Source organism: Martinezella multihospitum, assembly GCF_900094585.1.
Classification (GTDB): Bacteria; Pseudomonadota; Alphaproteobacteria; order Rhizobiales; family Rhizobiaceae; genus Rhizobium; species Rhizobium multihospitium.
The window spans coordinates 48,682-68,552 of record NZ_FMAG01000001.1; the positions used below are offsets into that span (position 1 = coordinate 48,682).

Below are 19,871 nucleotides of genomic sequence, written 5' to 3' on the forward strand. Positions count from 1 at the left end.
GATGTCAGACCAATTTACCGTCCCATGACAAAACCCATGCTTACCCCTCTTCCTTCCATCGATCGGACGCAGCAAGTCATCGAGGCGCTGTCGACCTTCATCGAATCGTCGAAGCTGCGGGCCGGCGATCGACTGCCGACCGAGCGCGAGCTGATGGCTGCCCTTTCGGTTGGACGCTCCACCATTCGCGAGGTCATCACCTACTTCCAGGCGCTCGGCGTCATGGAGACGCGCAAAGGCAGCGGTACCTATCTGCTAAAGCCTGTTTCGAAGGCGACGATCCATATGCCGCTTTCCTTCAACCCATCCCATCTGCGCGATGCGCTGTTGCAGACGCTGGAGGTCCGTCGCGGCATTGAATGCGAGGCCGGCATGGTGGCTGCAAGGAAGCGAACCGACGAAGACATCGTCATCATTGAAGAAAAACTCAACGAGATGGAGCGTGTGCATATGGCCAAGGGCACATCCGGGCCTGAGGATCTTGCCTTCCATCTTGCCGTCTATGACGCCACGCACAATCCGTTGTTCCGGCAGCTTCTCGAACAGATGCGCGAAACCTTCGAGCGCTTCTGGGACCATCCTTTCGATCGGCAGGATTTTGCTCGCCGGTCCTTCCCCTATCACCGCACGCTCTTCAACGCGATCGTCGATCAGGATCCCGAGGCAGCACGCGCCGAAACACTGAAAATTCTCGACGTGGTCGAGGAAGACATCAAGGAAATGTCCAAATGACTGACGGGCTAGAGCCGTTCGAACTTGCATCCCTCATTACCGCCCATGACGACGGCAATTTCGCCGATGCCGTGGTGCCCCCGATCTTTCAGACGTCACTCTTCACCTTCTCCAGCTACGACGAAATGATCGCCTCCTATCGCGGCGAGAAGGTGCGTCCGACCTATACGCGCGGTCTTAACCCGACCGTTCGCCTATTCGAGGAGATGCTGGCCAAGCTCGAAGGCGCCGAGGACGCGCTCGGTTTTGCCAGCGGCATGGCGGCGATCTCGTCGGCCGTTCTGAGCTTCGTCGAACCGGGCGACCGGATCGTTGCGGTCAAACATGTCTATCCCGACGCTTTCCGCCTCTTCGGCACTGTTCTGAAGCGCATGAAGGTGGACGTGACCTACGTCGACGGCCGCGATGAAGAAGCGGTCGCCAAGGCGCTTCCGGGCGCCAAGGTCTTCTACATGGAAAGCCCGACGAGTTGGGTCATGGAGGCGCATGATGTCGGCGCGCTGGCCGCACTCGCTAAACAGCACGGCGTCGTCTCGATGATCGACAACAGCTGGGCCACCCCCTATTTCCAGCAGCCGCTGAAACTCGGCGTCGATCTGGTCATTCATTCCGCCTCGAAATATCTCGGTGGCCACAGCGACGTGGTCGCCGGTGTCGTCGCGGGCTCGAAGGAAATGATCGCGCGGCTGAAGGCAGAAGCCTATCCCTATCTCGGCGGCAAGCTTTCTCCCTTCGACGCATGGCTCCTGATCCGCGGCCTTCGCACCCTGCCGATCCGCATGAAGGCGCACGAAGCGGCGGCGATGACGATCGCCAAGCGCCTGCAGGAGCTCGATGTCGTCGAGCAGGTCTGCCATCCGGGCCTTGCCAACCGGCTGCCGGCCGGCCTGAATGGCACTTCGGGCCTTTTCTCCTTCATCTTCCGCGAGGGCGTCGATATCCGCGCCTTTGCCGATCGCCTCACGCTCTTCAAGCTGGGTGTGAGCTGGGGCGGGCATGAGAGCTTGATCGTGCCGGGCGAAGTCGTGCTGCAGCAGAAGGCGCAGCCGAATTCAGCACATACTTTCGGCATCAATCCGCGCTCCGTACGTCTTCATGTCGGCCTCGAAGGAACGGAGGCCTTGTGGAAGGAACTCGAGGAGGCAATCGCCGCCGCCTCGTGACATCGTCAATCTGAGAGGAAAACTTAAAAAGGGGAACCAGCATGAAAAGACTGATAACAGCAGCACTCTTCACCGCTTTGATGGGCGGCACCGCTTTTGCCGATACGACGCTGAAGCTCGTGGAAGTCATCACGAGCCCGGAGCGCACCGAGACGTTGAAGTCGATCGTTGCCAAGTTCGAAGCCGCCAACCCAGGCACCAAGGTCGACATCATCTCCCTGCCCTGGAACGAGGCCTTCCAGAAATTCGCCACCATGGTTTCGGCTGGCGATACACCCGACGTGATGGAAATGCCTGATACTTGGCTGTCGCTCTATGGCAATAACGGCATGCTCGAAAGCCTCGAGCCCTACCTTGCCAAATGGGAGCATACGAGCGAACTGACGCCCCGCGCGCTTCAACTCGGCCGGGATGTCAAGAACACCGCCTACATGCTGCCCTACGGCTTCTATCTGCGCGCGATGTTCTACAACAAGAAGATCCTGAAGGACGCCGGCATTGCCGAGCCGCCGAAGACGATGGATGAATTCGTCAAGGCATCCGAGGCCATCTCCAAACTGCCCGGCAAATACGGCTACTGCATGCGCGGCGGTCCGGGCGGTCTCAACGGCTGGATGATCTTCGCGGCCTCCATGGCCGGCGACAACAAGTACTTCAAGGATGACGGCACATCGACGATGAACAGCCCCGGCTGGGCCAAGGGCATCGAGTGGATGGTCGATCTCTACAAGAAAGGATATGCACCGAAGGACAGCGTCAACTGGGGCTTCAACGAGGTCGTCGCAGGCTTTTATTCCGGCACCTGCGCCTTCCTCGACCAGGATCCGGATGCGCTGATCGCCGTCGCCGAACGCATGAACAAGGACGATTTCGGCGTAGCTCCGCTGCCGAAGGGTCCCGATGGCAAATCCTTCCCGACCATTGGCTACGCCGGCTGGTCGATGTTCTCGACGAGCCAGAACAAGGATCTCTCCTGGAAGCTGATCGCGACCCTTGAAGGCAAGGAAGGCAATCTGGAATGGAACAAGAAGATCGGCGCCCTGCCGGCCTATACGGCCGCGGAAAAGGACCCCTTCTACGCCGGCGATCAGTTTAAGGGCTGGTTCCAGGAACTGGCCGACAAGGACACCGTTCCCACTGTCATGCCGACCTATCTTGAGGAGTTCGCCTTCTTCAAGGATTCGCTCGCCATCAAGACCTCGCAGCAGGCATTGCTCGGCGATATCTCGGCAAAGGACCTCGCCGACCAGTGGGCAGATTACCTGACCAAGGCCCAGCAGAAATTCCTGGCCAAGAAGTAAACCACGCATGCGGCGGCGGAGTGATCCGCCGCCGTTTCTGCCCAATTGAAACAGACGGCGTTCGAACGCCGCGAATGGGAACTCTTGCAGATGACTTCGATCACCGACACGCTCGACAGGCGTCACGACCGCAGGCCGTGGCTAAAGCGCCTCGCCGACGCCTCGGAGCCCTACCTTTACAGCGCCCCTGCCCTCATCCTCATCATCGCCGTGATGCTGGTGCCGCTGGCAATCGGCATATCCTACGCCTTCCGCGATATTCAGCTGCTCAATCCGTTTTCCGGCGGCTTCATAGGCCTGGAACATTTCCGCGACCTTGCGAAGGATAAGGCCTTCTACTGGGCACTGAAGAATACGCTTTGGTGGACGGGCGCCTCCGTGGCGCTGCAGTTCATCTTCGGGCTGATCCTGGCACTTCTGTTGGACAAACCGTTTTTCGGCAGATCGATCGTGCAGGCTCTGGTATTCCTGCCATGGGCCGTTCCTTCTTTCCTCGCCGGCCTCAACTGGTCGTGGCTCTTCAATCCGGTCATCGGCCCGATCCCGCATTGGCTCTATGCCATGGGTCTGATGAGCGAGCCGAACAACATTCTGTCCGATCCGAATTATGCGATGTGGGGACCTATCGTCGCCAATGTCTGGTGGGGGATTCCGTTCTTCGCAATCACCCTGCTGGCAGCCCTCCAGGCAATTCCGCGCGATCTTTACGAGGCAGCCTCGATCGATGGCGCCGGCTGGTTCGAGCGCTTCCGCTCGATCACGCTGCCTTTCCTCGCGCCGACCATCGCCATCACCGTGCTGCTGCGCACAGTCTGGGTCTCCAATTTCGCCGACCTGATCGTCGTGATGACGGGCGGTGGACCGGCTGACCGAACGCAGATCGTCGCAAGCTACATCTTTACCCAAGCCTTCAAGCGGCTGGATTTCGGCTATGCCTCGGCCATCGCGCTCGTGCTTTTGGTGCTGCTGCTTGCCTATTCCATGCTGATCATCCTGCTGCGGCAGACCCTGCTGAACAAGGATTGAGCCATGAGACGATCCATCCTTCCCACCATCGCGCATCGACTGGCGATTCTTTGCTATGTCGTCTTCGCGCTTTTCCCGCTGTTCTGGCTGCTCAAGGTTTCGGTGACACCGAACGATCTGCTCTATACAGAGGGCGTGCGCATGTGGCCGTCGCACACGACCTGGGAACATTATGCCTTCGTGCTGCAGCACAGCGATTTCCCGACCTTCTTCAAGAACAGCCTGATCGTCTCCGCTTCGACGGCGATCGCGGTGACCATCTGCGCGTCGCTCTCCGGCTACGCGCTCTCGCGCTTCACCTTCCGTGCCAAATATTGGATCGTGGCTTTGATGCTGCTGACCCAGATGTTTCCGCTGGTCATGCTCGTGGCACCGATCTTCAAGATCCTGACGCCGCTACACCTGACCAACAGCCTGACAGGCCTCGTCATCGTCTATACGGCCTTCAACGTGCCCTTCGCCACCTTCCTGATGCAGTCCTTCTTCGACGGCATTCCCAAGGATCTGGAGGAAGCGGCCATGATCGATGGCGCAACGCAGTTTACGGCCTTCAGGCAGATCATCCTGCCGCTAACCCTGCCCGGCATTGCCGCAACGCTCGGCTTCGTCTTCACGGCGGCATGGAGCGAACTTCTCTTTGCGCTGATGCTTATCAACGGCAACCAGGCTGCGACCTTCCCGGTCGGGCTTCTCACCTTCGTCTCGAAATTCTCCGTGGATTTCGGGCAGATGATGGCGGCGGGAGTTATGGCGCTTATTCCGGCCGCACTCTTCTTCCTGCTCATCCAACGCTATCTCGTGCAAGGCCTGACGGCCGGCGCGGTCAAGGGTTAGTCACATGGCATCGATCGATATTCAAAACGTCAAGAAAGCCTATGGCCACGTGCAAGTGCTGCACGACATCGATCTCAGGATCAAGGACGGCGAGTTTGTCGTCCTCGTCGGTCCCTCCGGATGTGGCAAATCTACCCTGCTGAGGATGATTGCCGGTCTCGAGGACATCAGCGGCGGCGAAATCCGCATTGCCGACAATCGTGTCAACGAGCTGCATCCGAAAGACCGCGACATCGCCATGGTCTTCCAGTCCTATGCGCTTTATCCGCATATGAATGTCGCCGGCAACATGAGCTACAGCCTGCGGCTGCGGAAGGTGGCCAAAGATGGCATTGCCAAGGCTGTCGCCGGTGCGGCATCTAAGCTCGGTCTCGATCCGTTGCTCGAACGCCGCCCGAAGGCCCTCTCCGGTGGCCAGCGCCAGCGCGTCGCCATGGGCCGCGCCATCGTGCGGCAGCCGAAAGCCTTCCTCTTCGATGAACCCCTTTCGAACCTCGATGCGCGTTTGCGCGAGCAGATGCGTGCCGAAATCAAGAAATTGCATGGCGATCTGAAGGCGACCTCGATCTATGTTACCCACGACCAGATCGAGGCGATGACGCTGGCGGACCGGATCGTCGCCATGCACGGCGGGGTGGTTCAGCAGGTCGGCAGCCCGCTCGAACTCTACGACCGCCCCGCCAATCTCTTCGTGGCCGGCTTCATTGGTTCACCCGGCATGAACTTCCTTGATGCGACTTACGAGGGCGATGGCGTCAAGCTCAAGGACGGCACGCTCGTTTCGCTTCCGGAGCCACTCAAATTGGCACCCACTGCGAAGGTCACGCTCGGCATTCGCCCGGAGCATGTCGTGTTGTCGTCCAACCCATCCGACATGGCCGCCAGTGTCGAACTCATCGAACCCACCGGCTTCGGCATCATCCTGCATCTTTCGCTGCACGGCCTGCCGTTCAAGGTGTTCACCTTGGATCGCACCGCTCTGAGCGCGGGGACGCAGGTCAACGTCTCCTTCCCGGCGCAGTATCTGCACGTCTTCGATGAAGATGGAAAAAGGGCGGCTTGACGGCCGCCCTGTTTAAAAACTCTCAGCTCGCAAACGGCTTCGTCGGCCCGTTGGATGGTTGCGTAAACCAACGCGGGCCGTCCGTCGTCATATAGACGTGGTCCTCCAGCCGAATGCCGAATTTCTGCGGAAAGACGATCATCGGCTCGTTTGAGAAGCACATACCTGCCTCAAGCACCGTCGCGTTGCCGCGCACGATATAGGGTTCTTCGTGAATCTCGAGGCCAAGGCCGTGACCGGCGCGATGCGGCAATCCTGGCAGCTTGTAATCAGGGCCGAGCGAATATTTGGCGAGCACCGCGCGAGCTGCGTCATCCAGGCCGGAGCAGGGAGTGCCGAGCTTCGCAGCATCGAAAACAGCCTGCTGTGCCTCCCGCTCGATCGCCCAGGCATCCTCGAAAGCGCTATCGCCACTCTTGAGCTTATATGTGCGGGTCAGATCGGAGTGATAGCCGTCGATGCGGGTGCCTGTATCCACCAGAATGACGTCGTCTTCGCCGAGCGTCTGGTCGCCATCTGCGCCGTGCGGCAGGGACGTGGCTTCACCGAAGGACACGATGCAGAAGGTCGAGCCGCCATGGACGCCAGCCTCGCGATGGCGTCGGTCGATGAACTCGACCACTTCCGACGCGCGAATCCCCGGCTTGAGGAGGGCATGGGCCTGCTTGTGCACGTCCAGTGTCAGGTTCATGGCATATTGAATGAGCGCGATTTCGGCTGGGGACTTGATCCGGCGCAGGCCATTGATGATCGGCCCGCCATTCGCAAGCCTTTCAGCCCCAAGCTCGGCGGCCAGCGCGTTATAGAAGTAAAGCGGCATGTTGTCGTCGAGCGCCAAAACGCCCTTATCTCCCAGCACGCGGGCGATAAGCGCCGCGCTGCTCTCTTCTTCCTGCCACTCCAAGATTTCGGCCGGCAGATGCGGCAGGGTTTCGACCCGGCTGCGCTCAAAGCCCGGCACGATGTAATAGAGCTCTGTCGGCGTCACCAGCGCGCCGAGAAAACGCTCGCTCGCATGCCAGACGAGGCCGGTAAAGTACCGCAGGCTTTCGGTCGGCCCCAGCAACATGCCGGCCAGTTCCCGCGCGTCGAGCAGCTTTCGAAGCTTCGAAAGGCGCTGCTGCCTCTCCTCCTCCGTGATCCGGGGTACTGGGTGTTGCCACGACATTCCTACTCTCCTCGATAATCTTCATCTCACGGGCGCCCGTCCTCGCACCGGACGGACCAGCGCCGACATTATCGCTCTCGCGGGCAGCATGTCGACAAGGAAAATACAAATGTGCCGCGATCACTTTCCCGAATGGTTGCGGTCGCGATCGATCGCTAAATTATCTGACAGCGCGGATACAGCCCCGATGGTTCACTGCCTTCATCGAAACAAACGATGGAGTATCACCATGCAAGCCGCAAACACCTTGGTATCTTCCCAATGCGTCCGCAGCCGCGACAAGGCCCGGCGCTCGTCTCTTTCGAGGTTGCTGGATCTTGTCCATCTGCTCGCACGCAAGATGGCCGAACGCAGGAACCGCAACTCTCTTCTGGAACTGTCGGACGATCAATTGAAGGATATCGGCCTCTCCCGCGGCCAGAATGGAAGCGATGTTCATGTTTACAGCCGCTACTAAAAAGATAGCACAGCACGTGGTAAGCTTTGCAAGCGCGGTGCGCATTGGCGCGGGAATGGGGAATTCGGCATGTCACAAATTTCGACAGCCTTGCTGCTGAAGACGAAAACCGTCCTCATCCGCGATGTCGTCTGCAATGGCGAATGCCGGCACAAGAGCAGCGAGGAATGCGCCCACAAGACAAGCCTCGTCTATCCCTATCGCGGCGTCTTCAAACGACATGTCGGCCAGAGCGATGCTGTTGCAGAAGCAAACCAGGTGCTTTTCTTCAATCAGGGCCAGGGATACCGAATCAGTCATCCCGTTGACGGCGGCGATTCCTGTCTCGATCTCATGATCGACGAGAGCGTTCTTCGCGAGCTTGCACCGAAGGAACAGGTTCAATCCGGGGAAAGCGTCATCTTTCGTCGTCAGCGCCGACGCATCGATCCACGCGCGCAGGCGCTCGTGGCGATGCTTCGTCATGGGCTCAGCCGCAATATAGCCGAGAGCCTGGAAGGCGAAACGCTGGCGTTGACCCTTGTGCGCCGCTCTCTCGGCGAGCGGACGTCGCATGCGGCCGGAGCAAGTTACGGCCGACAGAAGCTCGTCGATCGGGCAAAGCTCGTTCTGTCCTCCGATCTGGCAAGGCGCTGGACGCTTGCGGAGATTGCCAAGGACGTCGGCGTCTCGCCCGTCTACCTGACACAGGTCTTCCAGCAGGTGGAAGCCATCCCTCTTTACCGTTATCAGCTGCGGCTTCGGCTGGCACGCGCGCTCGATCTCCTCGCCTCCTATGACGACCTGACCATGCTCGGGCTCGATCTCGGTTTTTCCAGCCATAGCCATTTCAGCGCCGCGTTCAAACAGACCTACGGCCTGACGCCGGCAGAATTCCAGCGCTCCGCTCAGCTGAAGCCCAAGCGCTACACGGCTCGCTAAAGATTCCGACAGCGCCGATATGACGATCGGTGCTCTCATGATCCTGCCCCGGCAAGGGGGATCGATCAGGAAAGGATCATGAGATGAAGAGAACCACATGTGCCGCTTGCGATTGCGAACTCGGTGCCGAGACCATCAAGGTCAATCTCGGCGGCAGATCGGTGGAAGTCTGCTGCGAGGAATGTGCGGCCGCCTTGAAGGAGGCGGATCAATCGACATCGGCTGCTTCCGGAAGCAAGGAATAGCGAACACCGTGGAGAGAGCTGCCGCCAGGCGGCAGCTCTCTCCATCTCGACCCGCAATCGGCGCCACATGCTGCTTGTCCCTACACCGGAGACGAACTTTAAGGCGACAATAGAGGAAATTGTAATGAAGCATTGCTGTCAGGCCATCAGCAAACTTCGTTCGCAATATTCCCCTTGCGGGAAAAGTTAGGAAACATATCGACGTATTGCATTCATAAGGTCCCAATAACTTTTGCTGCAGTTACTCGTAGCGAAGGCATTGATTATGAAGAAACGACTTATCGTCGCGGCTTTATTGGTAACGGCAATTGGCGGTGCAACCGCTTCGGCTTATGCAGCCGGTGCCGAAATCGCATCCGACCAGCAAAAGCCTGCAGGCGCCGAGACCGCGCAGCCGGGTCCTGTCGGCCCACCATCGGACGGCTGGTGTTTCCAGGACCGTCATCCCGAGGGGCCGATGATGGCCTTTGGCGGTGGCATGCCCATGCCCCCGGGACCTCCGCATAGACCGAACCCAGCCCTGATGATCGCAGAAAAATTGTCGGCGATCGAGACCTTGATCGGTGTCCGCAGCAACCAGCTCGACGCCTGGCGGGATTATACCAGCGCTCTGATTGATCTCCTGACCCCTGCGAAGAACGAATTGCCGGAGCCGCCGGCCACCGATGACGCCGCCGCGTCTCAGGCCCCCCATCAGGGCGACGGGCAAGCTCAGCTTTTCGGAGAGCGCCTGGCCGATCGCGTGCTGGATCGCGCCGCCAAGGCCAAGATTCTCAAGGACAAGGCTGTTGCCCTGCGCAACGTGCTGAACGCCGATCAACTCGCCAAACTGGCGGACGCGGAACGGTCGCTCGTCCCCGGCCCGCGTCCGTTCCACTGATCACCACGACAGACCATTTCCTCTCCGCCTCCAACCAATCGAGATCCCCCCGGACGCCCCTGTTGGTTGGAAGGAGCGGCCCTTCGCCGGGCCGAATGGTCCGGGAACGCCCCGCCCGGCGCTCCCGGACCAATGGCGTGTGAGCACCGCCATCCTTCTTCCCAGAGGAAAAGCGATGGTCCCTCTCATGCTCCACGTCTTCCTGACCTCAATCGAGGCCAGCGCATAGGATCAACAAGCCAGGGATGGAAATCTTGCCGATATGTTTGCGCTCAAACACGGGACCGACGAATATTGCCATTGCAGCCATATTCGTCGGAACATTAACAGGCTGCGTCGTGGGACCGGATTATAAGACGCCCGACCTTGCCCTGCCGGCACATTGGGGCAGCAAGACTGCAAACAAGCCCTCGCAAGCCCCGCAATTGTCGCAATGGTGGAAACAGCTAAAGGACCCAACCCTTGATGCGCTCATCGCAGAGGCGATCGCCAGCAATCTTGATGTTGCGACAGCCAAGGCAAAGATCCGCGAAGCGCGCGCCACCTATCGGGAGCAGAGGGGCGCATTGCTGCCAACAGCATCGGGAACAGCCTCCGCGGCGCGCACACGCACGTCGGCTGCGGAAGGCGGCACGACCGATGCGACCTTTTCCACATTGTATGACGGGGGTTTCGACGCCAGCTGGGAGCTCGACCTCTTCGGCGGCAACAAGCGTGCCGCGGAAGCGGCGAAATACGGCGTCGATGCCGCGGATGAGCAGCTGCGCGATACCATGCTGACCCTGGTCGGCGATGTCGCGTCCTATTATGTCCAGGCGCGGGAATATCAGGCGCTGCGCGATCTGGCCAAGCGCACCGCCACATCACAGCGCGAAAGTGCGGCTCTTACCCATGAGGAATATCAGGCGGGCAGCGCCACAGGCGTCGATACCGCCAAGGCCGACGCGCTCGCCAATAGCACGGAGGCGGATATCCCGACCTACGAAATCTCCTATTCGGAAGCTGTCCATCGCCTGGGTGTGCTGCTGGGCAAGCCTCCGGCCACGCTTGAGGACAGGCTCAAGGGCGGCGGTCCGATTCCGAGCCCGAAGATGAATGTCTCCGTCGGTATTCCAGCCAATATCCTGATTTCGCGGCCGGATGTTCGTCTGGCAGAACGGCAGCTTGCACAATATACCGCGAAGATCGGTCAGGCCGAAGCCAATCGTTATCCTTCGATCTCCCTGACCGGCGATATTTCATCGTCGGCAGCCAGCATCGGCGATCTTGCAAAGAAGTCCTCCATCGGATGGACATTCGGCCCGACTCTGACGGTGCCGATCTTCCAGGGCGGACAGCTCAAGGCCGCGGTGGACGTCGCCAAGGCCGAACGGGATCAGTATTTCATCGCCTACCAATCGGCTGTTCTATCGGCCATGGAGGATGTCGAGAATGCTATCGTATCGCTGACCCAGGAACGGCTGAAATACGGCAAGCTCGTCTCCTCCAGCAGCTCCTATCGCCGAGCCTCGGACCTCTCGCATACGATGAACAAGGCCGGCGTTATCGACTTTCTCGACGTGCTGGATGCCGAGCGCTCGCTCTATAGCGCTGAAGAAAACGTGATCCAGAGCAGAGCATCGATCGCTACCGACTATATTGCACTCAACAAGGCGCTAGGTGGCGGCTGGGACGGACAGGTCGATGTCGCCACACCGGCCGTCGTTGACGCCGATACCGGTCCACATCTGGCCAAGGCCAAATAATCTCATGCTTAACACCCTAGAACACAAGGCACCGGCGACCGTCAGTCCGAAACATGCCAAGGACGCGAGCTCCCTTCCCGCCAGAACACTCCCAAAGCGGAGCATCAGACCGCGGCACATGCTCTATGCAGGTCTCCTTGCACTTGCCGCAATCGGCTTCCTCTCTTTCCGATACGGCTATTTCGACCGGCAAACGACTTCGGCCATCACGGCGCCGGTGACGCGGGGCAATGTCGAGGAAGCCGTGCTTGCATCCGGCACGTTCAGGCCGATCAAGCTGATCGCGGTCGGCGCGCAGGTCTCCGGGCGGATCACGGCGCTTCATGTCAAGCTTGGTGATACCGTCAAGAAGGACAGCCTTGTTGCGGAAATCGACTCGACCACACAGAGCAACGACCTGAAGACCGCTCAGGCCTCTCTGGCGAACGTCAAAGCACAGCGCCGGGAAAGCGAGGCCGATCTTGAAAACGCACAGACGACGCTCATCCGCCAGCAGACGATATTCCGCAACCAGGCGGGCTCCAAGGCGGACCTCGACAGCGCAGAGGCGAGTGTCAAGAAGATCACTGCCCAAATTGCCGCTCTCGACGCGCAAATCACATCGGCCGAAGTCGCGGTGGAAACCGCGCGCGCCAATCTTTCCTACACGCACATCACAGCGCCGATGGACGGCACGGTGCTCGCCATCGTCAACCAGCAGGGCCAGACGGTGAACGCGGCGCAATCGGCGCCGACGATCATCATCCTCGGACAAGTCGATACGATGATCGTTCGCACCGAGATTTCCGAAGCCGATGTCGTCAAGGTCAAGGTAGGACAGTCAATCTATTTCACCATCCTTGGTGATCCGAATAGCCGATATGAGGCCACATTGCAGTCGATAGAGCCCGCACCTGAATCGATCACCAGCGACAGCAGCGTCACCTCGTCGTCCACCACGACGTCGTCGAGCAGCAGTACGACATCATCATCCTCAACCTCGGCGATCTACTACAATGGTGTGTTTGCAGTGCCGAACCCCAATAATTACTTTCGCACCTATATGTCGGCGGAGGTTCACATCGTTCTCGGAGAGGCCAAGAATGTGCTCACTATCCCCTCTTCCGCATTGGGCGCCAAATCAGCCGAAGGATCCCGCATTGTTCAGGTTGTAAACGACAACGGCGAGCGAATCCGCCGTAACGTCGTGGTCGGCCTCAACAATAATGTCTCGGCCGAAATCCTGTCTGGTCTCTCTGAGGGAGAGAATGTCGTGGTCGGCGAGGCGAGCAGCGCGACCACCAAGAGCAGCAGTGGCGGCCCTCCCCCTCCAATGGGGTTCTGACGCATGCCTTCCCCCATTATCGAACTGAAACGCTTGCGCCGCGAATATCAATCCGGCGACCGCACGATCGCGGTCTTGCAGGATATCGATCTATCCATCGCCGAAGGCGAAATGGTCGCGATCGTCGGGCCTTCCGGCTCCGGCAAATCCACGCTGATGAACATCATCGGTCTATTGGACCGCCCTACCGCCGGCACCTATGCGATCGCCGGCGAAGAGACGCATCGCCTCGACAGCGATGCGCTATCCAAACTGCGCAGGGAGCATTTCGGCTTTATCTTTCAGCGCTACCATCTGCTTTCCGAGCTGACGGCGATCGGCAATGTCGAGGTACCGGCCATCTATGCCGGGCAGCCAGGTGAAACAAGACGAGCGCGCGCGGCAGCGCTTCTTCAGCGGCTCGGCATGAGCGAACGAAACAGCCATCGCCCAGGTCAGCTTTCGGGCGGCCAGCAGCAGCGAGTTTCGATCGCTCGCGCCCTGATGAACAACGGCAATGTCATTCTAGCCGACGAGCCCACGGGTGCCCTCGATCGCCAGAGCGGCGAGGAAGTCCTGCGTATTCTCGGCGAGCTCCATGGCGAAGGCCACACGGTCGTCATCGTCACCCACGACATGAACGTCGCCGCGCGCGCCGATCGCATCATCGAAATCTCCGACGGACGGATCGTTGCGGATCGACGTACGCGCAGCGAAGTTCCAGCATTGCGGGCCTCCGCCACCGCGGCCGGCTTCGGCAAATCCGGCTGGCGGGAGATGGCCGGCCGGCTGACGGAGGCCTTCCGGATGGCGATCCTTGCACTCAAGGCCCATCGGCTGCGCACGTTCCTGACCATGCTCGGCATCATCATCGGCATAGCCTCGGTCATCAGCGTCATCGCGCTCGGCGAGGGATCGCAGCGCAAGGTTCTGGAAAATATCAATAGCCTCGGCACCAACACGCTCGAAATCTTTCCCGGCAAGAGCTTCGGCGATACGCGCTCGGGTCGTATCAAGACCCTGGTGGTCGCCGATGCCGATGCGTTGGCGAAATTGACCTATGTTGCCGCCGTTACGCCGACTGTCTCAACGAGCAGCACCGTGCGATTCGGCTCCACAGAGGCGAATGCCCTCATCAATGGCGTGGGTGATGCATATTTTTCCGTGAAGGGGTCGAAACTTGTCACCGGCAGGTTCTTCGACGCGGATAGCGTGAAGCGCTTGTCGCAGGATGCGGTGATTGATCAGAACACGGCGACGACCTTGTTCGCCGACCGAGGGCTCGATCCGCTCGGGCAAACCATTCTCGTCGGCAAGGTTCCCGTGCGCATCATCGGCATCATCGCCTCCCAGCAAGGCGGCTTCGGCTCAAGTGATAATCTTTCCGTCTATTTGCCTTATACCGGCGTCCAGGCCCGCCTGCTGGGTGACATGTCGCTGCGCAGCATCACGGTACGGGTCGCCGACAATACCGAAAGTTCTGCGGCGGAGGCTGCCGTCACGCAGTTTCTGGAGCGCCGCCACGGCACCAAGGATTTCTTTATCCTCAACACCGACGATATTCGCCAGACCATCACCAGCACGACGCGGACGATGACACTGCTCGTCGCGGCAATCGCCGTCATATCGCTGCTGGTCGGGGGTATCGGCGTCATGAACATCATGCTCGTCTCAGTGTCGGAGCGTATCGCCGAGATCGGCGTGCGCATGGCAGTCGGCGCGAGACGTCATGACATTCTCCAGCAGTTCCTGATCGAAGCCGTCCTCGTATGTCTGCTGGGCGGTGCTTTCGGCATCGCGACGGCGCTCGGCTTCGGCTTTGCCTTCAACTATTTCGGATCGAATTTCACGCTCATCTATTCCGCAAGTTCGATCATTCTGGCCTTCGCGTGCTCCTGCGCGATCGGCCTGACCTTCGGCTACCTGCCGGCCCGCAACGCATCGTTGCTGGATCCTGTCGCGGCATTATCAAGAGACTGATATTTCTGGGAAAAATCAACGGTGGGGCCGGAAAGCAATCCGGCTTCGCCATTCGTGTTGGGGGCGTCATGGCGAAGCCGGGTATGCGGGGCGACCAAAGCCTGCTCGAGCCAAGCTGCTGATCGACCACGATTTTACATCAGTTGCCGGCACTGACATTTCTGAATGTTGCTGAAACAAGGCATTTTGGCGAAATTTAATGTCTTGGCTTTTCCACCGGCTCGAACTATTTGATAAGTTCTGTAACCTTACTTTCAATATTGGTTTATGTAGAATTTTCGAGAGTTCTACGCAAGTAAAGCCTGTTTGATCGCGCGGATGTTCCGTCAGCTGATCCCGTCCCTGCAAGGGATGGCCAAGCTGCGATGCAACGATGTTTTGGTTCGCGTCGCTCGTGCTAGCTTGCGACCTTGGCCTCAGCGTTCTTGAACGACACGACCTGCTCCAATCCACGTGGCTGACGGTTACGCACAGTGATCTCGCCTCCGAATCGAGTGATGATCTCACGCGCAATGGCCATGCCAAGGCCGGCGCCTGGGAAAGACCTTTGCCTTGCGATATCAATCCGGAAGAAGGGTTCGAACACCTGATTGAGCCGATCCTCCGGAATGCCAGGCCCGGTATCGACAATTCGCACAACGGCTCTATTGCCAAGATGCGTCACCGTCACCGTCGCCGACTGGCCGTGCGTTGCCGCATTGATGAGCAGATTTCGCAAGGCTCGGGTGACGGCGAGAGGGCCTGCGCTAATCGTTGCCTGCTCCAGTTCGCCGCTCGTAACGTTCATGTCGATCGCCTTCAACTCGGTGACGATATCGCCGACGATCTTGTCGAGCCTGACCTGCTCTAGGCTGTCCTTGGAAATTTCTTCCCGGACCAGCCCTATCGCGCTGTCGGCGATCCTGTCGAGCTCTTCGAGATCGGCAAACCACTTGCGCCGCTCTTCATCGTCCCGGATGAACTCCGCCCGCAGGCGCATCCGGGTCATCGGTGTTCGCAGATCGTGTCCCGCGGCGGCAACGAGCCGCATGCGGCTTTCCGTTGCGGCCTTCACCCGTGCGGACAGGCCATTGAGCGCCTGCGCGGTCGCACGAATTTCTCCCGGTCCGCTTTCCGCTATATGCGGCAGGGTGCCGTCGGGATTGATCGCCGCTGCCGCCTCCTCCAGCAGACGCAGCGGCTTCATGATCTTCGAGGCGGCAAAGATGGAGACGAGCACGCTGCCGATGATGATGAGACCGAGCCATCCCACAAGGATCTTCCACCCGCCCGGCGGCGGGCCATGGTCCGGCATCGGCATGATCAGCCAGCTGCCGTCGGAAAGCTTCAGCGACGCGATCATCTCGCCCGTCGACTGGCGCACTATGACGGCCTCGCGCATGCCGGATATCCGAAGAAGGGCTTCCATCAGGAAGCGGGATAATTCCTCGTCGCGTTGGCCTTCGGCAGGCCCGGGGGTAACGACCAATCCCGCCGATGCTGCCGTGGTTCTGTCCTTCTCTGCGAAGGTGGCAAGAATGGAAAGCTGGTGGGCCATCCGTTCGATCGTCATGTCCGGCCGCGGTCCGCGCATGACGAGGCTTGCCACGAAGGACGAGGAAATGACGACCAGAACGATGGCGGTCATCAAAAGTAGCGCCAAGCGCGCGCCAAGCGACCTCATGAATCGCCTTTGATGGCCGTTACCGGAACGACGAGCTGATAGCCTCCATTGCGGATCGTCCTGAAGATCGGCTCCTCTACCGTTTCTCCAAGCTTGCGGCGCAGCCGGCTCATGAGAACGTCGATCGAGCGATCAGCTGGATCACGATCGCGCCCCTGCGTCAGGTCGAGCAGCTGATCACGCGACAAGAGCCGACCCGCGCGTTCCAGGAAAGCTTTCAGAAGGTCGAATTCAGCGCCCGTCAGCGAAATCACCTCACCGCTGTCTCTGCTCACCCGACGAAGCTGTGGATCGAGCATCATGTTCGCGAACTGATAGCGCCTCTGCTCGGGCTCCAAGGAGGAATCCTCGTTCGTGCGGCGCAAGACCGCACGGATGCGTGCGGCCAGTTCACGCGGATTGAACGGCTTGCCGAGGTAGTCGTCGGCACCGATCTCAAGACCGAGAATGCGATCTATGTCCTCTTTCAGGGCGGTCAGCAGAATGACCGGCACCCGAGGGCGGCGGTTTCGCAGATCGCGGCAAAGGTCGAGGCCCGACCCATCAGGAAGCATGACATCCAGGACGAGGAGATCCGGATGACGTCGGTTGAGCGCATCGTTGCATCCGCGCAAGTCGCTTGCCGTCGATACGCGGAAACCCTGCTCCTCGAGATATCTGCTCAGGAGCGAGCGTATTTCGTGGTCGTCATCAACTATCAGAATATCGGGAGCGGCGCTCGCGTTCATAGGCTTCATTCCGTTTTCTCAATTCTTATACAAACTATAGTTTGTCTGAAAAGAAGGGTTTTGCGGCGCCAATACGGAAAAATCTGACCGAGAAACATTCGTTTACAAAATTCCCGACGCTGGAAATATTGGGTAACAAAATAATGCGCGGAAAACGGAATCCGCGGGCGGTGTGACACGTCAACACAGCAAAAGCCTCTGCTTATCGGCGGTCGTCAAAGCCAGTCCGCCCCCGGCTATCAAGCCGCTCGCAGCCACTCGACGCTCCAGGCGGAAAGCCGCCCTTCAATGGCACCGCTGTCCATCATCAGCCGAATTTCGATCGGCGCACGTGGGTCAATAATATCGACCGGTACTGCCGCCTCGAAAGAGCCAATGCCTTCCGGGCAAACACGCAGCCTCCCCAGCAATTCGGCGGCATGTACCTCCAGGGTGAAGATCTGCCCCTGACAGTCTTCGTCAACATCGAAGACGAATTTCGCATTCCAGCGACCGGGCGGCAAGTGAAGATAAGGACCATAGATGAGGCACCGGGCTCCCCCGGTAAGGTCGACGAGATCGTCCAGGGCCTGCCCCAGGCTGTCGCCTGACAGAAATGTCTCTTGCGGCCAGAAGATGCTGGCACTCGCGCTTTCCCGACGGTCGAATTGCAAGGGACGAAGAACCTTCCTTGCCGTCTCGCGCAATGCCTCACTGACCTCCGGCACAGCCTCCTGTGGCATCAGATATCCGGCGATCATCGCCGCCGCAGCTTCCTCCAGTTTCGGCGCCTCGGCATGCGACGGCTGTCCGGCAGGCGCCATTCCAACATGCAGCAGCGCATTCGCAATTTGCTCAAATTTGAGATCAGTGCTGAAATGTCGGTCTATTGTCTTCAGAAGCAGATCTATGCTGCCCTTCTGATCGATGTCGTTGCGTCGCAAGACCAGCGCTCCGGAAGCGCTTGCCAGCGGCTCGAGGCAGGCAAGGCTGGCCGAGACGGCCCTGACCAAGCCGATATCCCGCTGCTCGGTCGCTCGAGCCAGATATGAGACCGCGTCGAGGGGATCCTCGAGAAACAACAGAAACGGCACATTGACCCTGAGGATCAATTCCGAAAGCCTGGCTTCCGGAAATTGCGAGACGAGAACCGCGTGCATGCCCGAACGCGCTACAACGTGTTGCTTGAGGTCCTCGACCGTATCGGTTGCGATGATCGCATAATCGCCGAAGGCTTCGCGGGCTAGCGCATGTACCGCGGCAACGCCCCAGGAGGACATGACGCCCGGCATCCCGAATGCGAAGAGGATGGTCATGCCCCACCCTTCCTGTGGCTATCCGTTGAAGAGGCTGTCATAAAGCGCGCTCACCTTCTGTTGATATCGATCCGTCGAAAAACGGGCGGCCTGCCTCGGTCCGGACTTGGCGTACGAGGCGCACAGCCCGTCGTCCTGATCCAGACTGACGATCGCCTTGCGCATCTCCTCGGTGTCATAAGGATCGACCAACAGCGCGGCATCTCCCGCTATTTCGGGTATCGATCCCTCCGTGGAGCTCAGGACCGGCGTTCCAAGCTGCATGGATTCCAGCACCGGCAGGCCGAAACCTTCGTAGAGCGAAGGAAACAGCACCGCCCGCGCTCCCCTGATCAGGCTGATCAGCAAAGGATAGGATACGAAATCGAAGCGCTGGATCTGCCGCTGCGGCAGGATGCGGTCTTCTGCGCGAAGATAGAAGCGAAACCGGTCATCATCGATGAGCTGCTGCGTTTCCTCGCCTTTCCATCCTGGAGCACCGACGATGATAAGCGGCTTGGATGTCTTTGCGGCGAGATAGGCTTCGATCAGCCGTGAGATGTTCTTTTTTGGTTCGAAAGCGCCGAAGAAAAGGAAATAGCCCTTCCAATCGAGATGGAAAATGCCGGCAACCTCGTCGGCGACCACATCGACCGGCTTCTCGCGAAGTCGCTCCGGCACGTGAACGGCCTGGTAGGTATTGCTGACGCGTGCCTCATCGGCACCAAGAACCTTGATGATATCGGCCCGCGACGTTTCGGACACCGTCACGATATGATCCGCCCGCCGGACGAGGGAGCGCAGCATCTTGTAGTGATAGCGCTTGTCGTCCTCGGTCAGATAGGGCAGCCGCAAGGGAACCAGATCATGGATCGTATAGATATTCAGCGCCTTCTTCACCGCGATCGGCATCGGATAGGTGCAATGGAGAAGATCCGGCTGTGCCTCGAACTTCATTGTGAGATTATTGCCGTAGCGCTTGAAATGATGGCGCGCGAGATGGAACAGGTCGCTGGAAGCATAGGCCAGGGCCGCATCGCCGAACTGCGCCTGAAGAGATTTAAGAATAACCGTCCCGCTGAGTGGAATCGGAACCGGTTTTACACCGAAGGGCGCGGCAATGCGGCGGCGCAGCCAATGCCGAACTTCGGATAATGCTCCGCGCGGGCGGGCGCCGGATGCATCGAAGAGAACAACCTCCCGCAATACCGGGTCCTTCGGAACCCTCCCCGGAATTCCATAAACAACCCCGGTCTGATAACCAAGCGAACGGGACGCCGACATCAAGCTGCGGGTGTAGGTCGCAACACCTGTGCCCTTTTGCAGAGAAAGATTGAGGCCGTCGTAAAGGATCGTCTGGCTCACTCCCCTCTCTCCTTCAGCATCTG

At 59.3% G+C, this 19,871-nt stretch carries 18 protein-coding genes; 13 read left to right on the forward strand and 5 right to left on the reverse strand.

Annotation, left to right across the window (positions count from 1 at the left end; genetic code table 11):
- The first annotated feature begins 36 nt into the window (after positions 1 to 36).
- From GA0061103_RS00230 to GA0061103_RS00255, 6 genes are all read left to right on the forward strand, one after another.
- Positions 37 to 732, forward strand: a complete 696-nt coding sequence (locus GA0061103_RS00230) for a FadR/GntR family transcriptional regulator (protein WP_083961386.1) — start codon at positions 37 to 39, stop codon at positions 730 to 732.
- Positions 729 to 1,895, forward strand: coding sequence for a PLP-dependent transferase (locus tag GA0061103_RS00235; protein ID WP_092705992.1), 1,167 nt, complete (start codon positions 729 to 731; stop codon positions 1,893 to 1,895). The genes GA0061103_RS00230 and GA0061103_RS00235 overlap by 4 nt, the downstream gene beginning before the upstream one ends.
- Positions 1,896 to 1,936: 41 nt before the next feature.
- A complete protein-coding gene (locus GA0061103_RS00240; protein ID WP_092705994.1) occupies positions 1,937 to 3,196 on the forward strand; it encodes an ABC transporter substrate-binding protein in 1,260 nt (419 codons plus the stop codon).
- 90 nt (positions 3,197 to 3,286) lie between these two features.
- Positions 3,287 to 4,222 carry a carbohydrate ABC transporter permease gene (locus tag GA0061103_RS00245; protein ID WP_092708426.1) on the forward strand — a complete coding sequence of 312 codons (936 nt, stop codon included), beginning with the start codon at positions 3,287 to 3,289 and terminating at the stop codon, positions 4,220 to 4,222.
- Positions 4,223 to 4,225: 3 nt separating this feature from the next.
- Entirely contained in the window at positions 4,226 to 5,056 is an 831-nt protein-coding gene (locus tag GA0061103_RS00250; RefSeq protein WP_092705996.1) for a carbohydrate ABC transporter permease, read from the forward strand.
- A 4-nt stretch (positions 5,057 to 5,060) separates the two neighbouring features.
- Positions 5,061 to 6,119 (forward strand): ABC transporter ATP-binding protein, encoded by a 1,059-nt coding sequence (locus GA0061103_RS00255; protein WP_092705998.1) that lies wholly within the window; start codon positions 5,061 to 5,063, stop codon positions 6,117 to 6,119.
- Positions 6,120 to 6,141: 22 nt separating this feature from the next.
- Here the strand turns inward: GA0061103_RS00255 and GA0061103_RS00260 are convergent, their stop codons facing one another.
- Positions 6,142 to 7,287 (reverse strand): M24 family metallopeptidase, encoded by a 1,146-nt coding sequence (locus GA0061103_RS00260; RefSeq protein ID WP_092706000.1) that lies wholly within the window; start codon positions 7,285 to 7,287, stop codon positions 6,142 to 6,144.
- Positions 7,288 to 7,516: 229 nt separating this feature from the next.
- On the opposite strand from GA0061103_RS00260, the gene GA0061103_RS00265 reads away from it, so the two are divergent.
- The 7 genes from GA0061103_RS00265 to GA0061103_RS00290 all read left to right on the forward strand — a co-directional run bounded on the left by GA0061103_RS00265 (position 7,517) and on the right by GA0061103_RS00290 (position 14,818).
- The gene (locus tag GA0061103_RS00265) at positions 7,517 to 7,744 is read left to right on the forward strand and encodes a DUF1127 domain-containing protein (RefSeq protein WP_092706001.1); all 228 of its coding nucleotides are present in this window, start codon (positions 7,517 to 7,519) and stop codon (positions 7,742 to 7,744) included.
- Between the two features lie 69 nt (positions 7,745 to 7,813).
- Positions 7,814 to 8,665 (forward strand): helix-turn-helix transcriptional regulator, encoded by an 852-nt coding sequence (locus GA0061103_RS00270; protein ID WP_092706003.1) that lies wholly within the window; start codon positions 7,814 to 7,816, stop codon positions 8,663 to 8,665.
- Between the two features lie 83 nt (positions 8,666 to 8,748).
- A complete protein-coding gene (locus GA0061103_RS34910) occupies positions 8,749 to 8,910 on the forward strand; it encodes a hypothetical protein (RefSeq protein ID WP_167376504.1) in 162 nt (53 codons plus the stop codon).
- 265 nt (positions 8,911 to 9,175) lie between these two features.
- Positions 9,176 to 9,790 (forward strand): hypothetical protein, encoded by a 615-nt coding sequence (locus tag GA0061103_RS00275; RefSeq protein WP_092706005.1) that lies wholly within the window; start codon positions 9,176 to 9,178, stop codon positions 9,788 to 9,790.
- 245 nt (positions 9,791 to 10,035) lie between these two features.
- Positions 10,036 to 11,535, forward strand: coding sequence for an efflux transporter outer membrane subunit (locus GA0061103_RS00280; protein ID WP_092706007.1), 1,500 nt, complete (start codon positions 10,036 to 10,038; stop codon positions 11,533 to 11,535).
- 118 nt (positions 11,536 to 11,653) lie between these two features.
- Positions 11,654 to 12,859: an efflux RND transporter periplasmic adaptor subunit gene (locus GA0061103_RS00285; protein ID WP_092706009.1), complete on the forward strand. Its 1,206-nt coding sequence runs from the start codon at positions 11,654 to 11,656 to the stop codon at positions 12,857 to 12,859.
- A gap of 3 nt (positions 12,860 to 12,862) precedes the next feature.
- Entirely contained in the window at positions 12,863 to 14,818 is a 1,956-nt protein-coding gene (locus GA0061103_RS00290) for a MacB family efflux pump subunit (protein WP_092706011.1), read from the forward strand.
- 397 nt (positions 14,819 to 15,215) lie between these two features.
- Here the strand turns inward: GA0061103_RS00290 and GA0061103_RS00295 are convergent, their stop codons facing one another.
- The 4 genes from GA0061103_RS00295 to GA0061103_RS00310 form a co-directional block, all read right to left on the reverse strand.
- Entirely contained in the window at positions 15,216 to 16,481 is a 1,266-nt protein-coding gene (locus GA0061103_RS00295) for an ATP-binding protein (RefSeq protein WP_092706013.1), read from the reverse strand.
- Complete coding sequence (locus GA0061103_RS00300) at positions 16,478 to 17,209, reverse strand: response regulator (RefSeq protein ID WP_092708429.1); 732 nt, start codon at positions 17,207 to 17,209, stop codon at positions 16,478 to 16,480. The genes GA0061103_RS00295 and GA0061103_RS00300 overlap by 4 nt, the downstream gene beginning before the upstream one ends.
- Positions 17,210 to 17,448: 239 nt before the next feature.
- Positions 17,449 to 18,504 (reverse strand): hypothetical protein, encoded by a 1,056-nt coding sequence (locus GA0061103_RS00305; RefSeq protein WP_092706015.1) that lies wholly within the window; start codon positions 18,502 to 18,504, stop codon positions 17,449 to 17,451.
- An 18-nt stretch (positions 18,505 to 18,522) separates the two neighbouring features.
- Positions 18,523 to 19,848, reverse strand: a complete 1,326-nt coding sequence (locus GA0061103_RS00310; RefSeq protein ID WP_245304615.1) for a glycosyltransferase family 4 protein — start codon at positions 19,846 to 19,848, stop codon at positions 18,523 to 18,525.
- Between the last annotated feature and the right edge of the window lie 23 nt (positions 19,849 to 19,871).

Excerpts from the sequence above, each read along its gene's own strand:
- GA0061103_RS00230 (WP_083961386.1), top strand. The coding sequence starts at position 37 with ATGCTTACCCCTCTTCCTTCCATCGATCGGACGCAGCAAGTCATCGAG.
- GA0061103_RS00235 (WP_092705992.1), top strand. The coding sequence starts at position 729 with ATGACTGACGGGCTAGAGCCGTTCGAACTTGCATCCCTCATTACCGCC.
- GA0061103_RS00240 (WP_092705994.1), top strand. The coding sequence starts at position 1,937 with ATGAAAAGACTGATAACAGCAGCACTCTTCACCGCTTTGATGGGCGGC.
- GA0061103_RS00245 (WP_092708426.1), top strand. The coding sequence starts at position 3,287 with ATGACTTCGATCACCGACACGCTCGACAGGCGTCACGACCGCAGGCCG.
- GA0061103_RS00250 (WP_092705996.1), top strand. The coding sequence starts at position 4,226 with ATGAGACGATCCATCCTTCCCACCATCGCGCATCGACTGGCGATTCTT.
- GA0061103_RS00255 (WP_092705998.1), top strand. The coding sequence starts at position 5,061 with ATGGCATCGATCGATATTCAAAACGTCAAGAAAGCCTATGGCCACGTG.
- GA0061103_RS00260 (WP_092706000.1), bottom strand. The coding sequence starts at position 7,287 with ATGTCGTGGCAACACCCAGTACCCCGGATCACGGAGGAGGAGAGGCAG.
- GA0061103_RS00265 (WP_092706001.1), top strand. The coding sequence starts at position 7,517 with ATGCAAGCCGCAAACACCTTGGTATCTTCCCAATGCGTCCGCAGCCGC.
- GA0061103_RS00270 (WP_092706003.1), top strand. The coding sequence starts at position 7,814 with ATGTCACAAATTTCGACAGCCTTGCTGCTGAAGACGAAAACCGTCCTC.
- GA0061103_RS34910 (WP_167376504.1), top strand. The coding sequence starts at position 8,749 with ATGAAGAGAACCACATGTGCCGCTTGCGATTGCGAACTCGGTGCCGAG.
- GA0061103_RS00275 (WP_092706005.1), top strand. The coding sequence starts at position 9,176 with ATGAAGAAACGACTTATCGTCGCGGCTTTATTGGTAACGGCAATTGGC.
- GA0061103_RS00280 (WP_092706007.1), top strand. The coding sequence starts at position 10,036 with ATGGAAATCTTGCCGATATGTTTGCGCTCAAACACGGGACCGACGAAT.
- GA0061103_RS00285 (WP_092706009.1), top strand. The coding sequence starts at position 11,654 with ATGCTCTATGCAGGTCTCCTTGCACTTGCCGCAATCGGCTTCCTCTCT.
- GA0061103_RS00290 (WP_092706011.1), top strand. The coding sequence starts at position 12,863 with ATGCCTTCCCCCATTATCGAACTGAAACGCTTGCGCCGCGAATATCAA.
- GA0061103_RS00295 (WP_092706013.1), bottom strand. The coding sequence starts at position 16,481 with ATGAGGTCGCTTGGCGCGCGCTTGGCGCTACTTTTGATGACCGCCATC.
- GA0061103_RS00300 (WP_092708429.1), bottom strand. The coding sequence starts at position 17,209 with ATGAACGCGAGCGCCGCTCCCGATATTCTGATAGTTGATGACGACCAC.
- GA0061103_RS00305 (WP_092706015.1), bottom strand. The coding sequence starts at position 18,504 with ATGACCATCCTCTTCGCATTCGGGATGCCGGGCGTCATGTCCTCCTGG.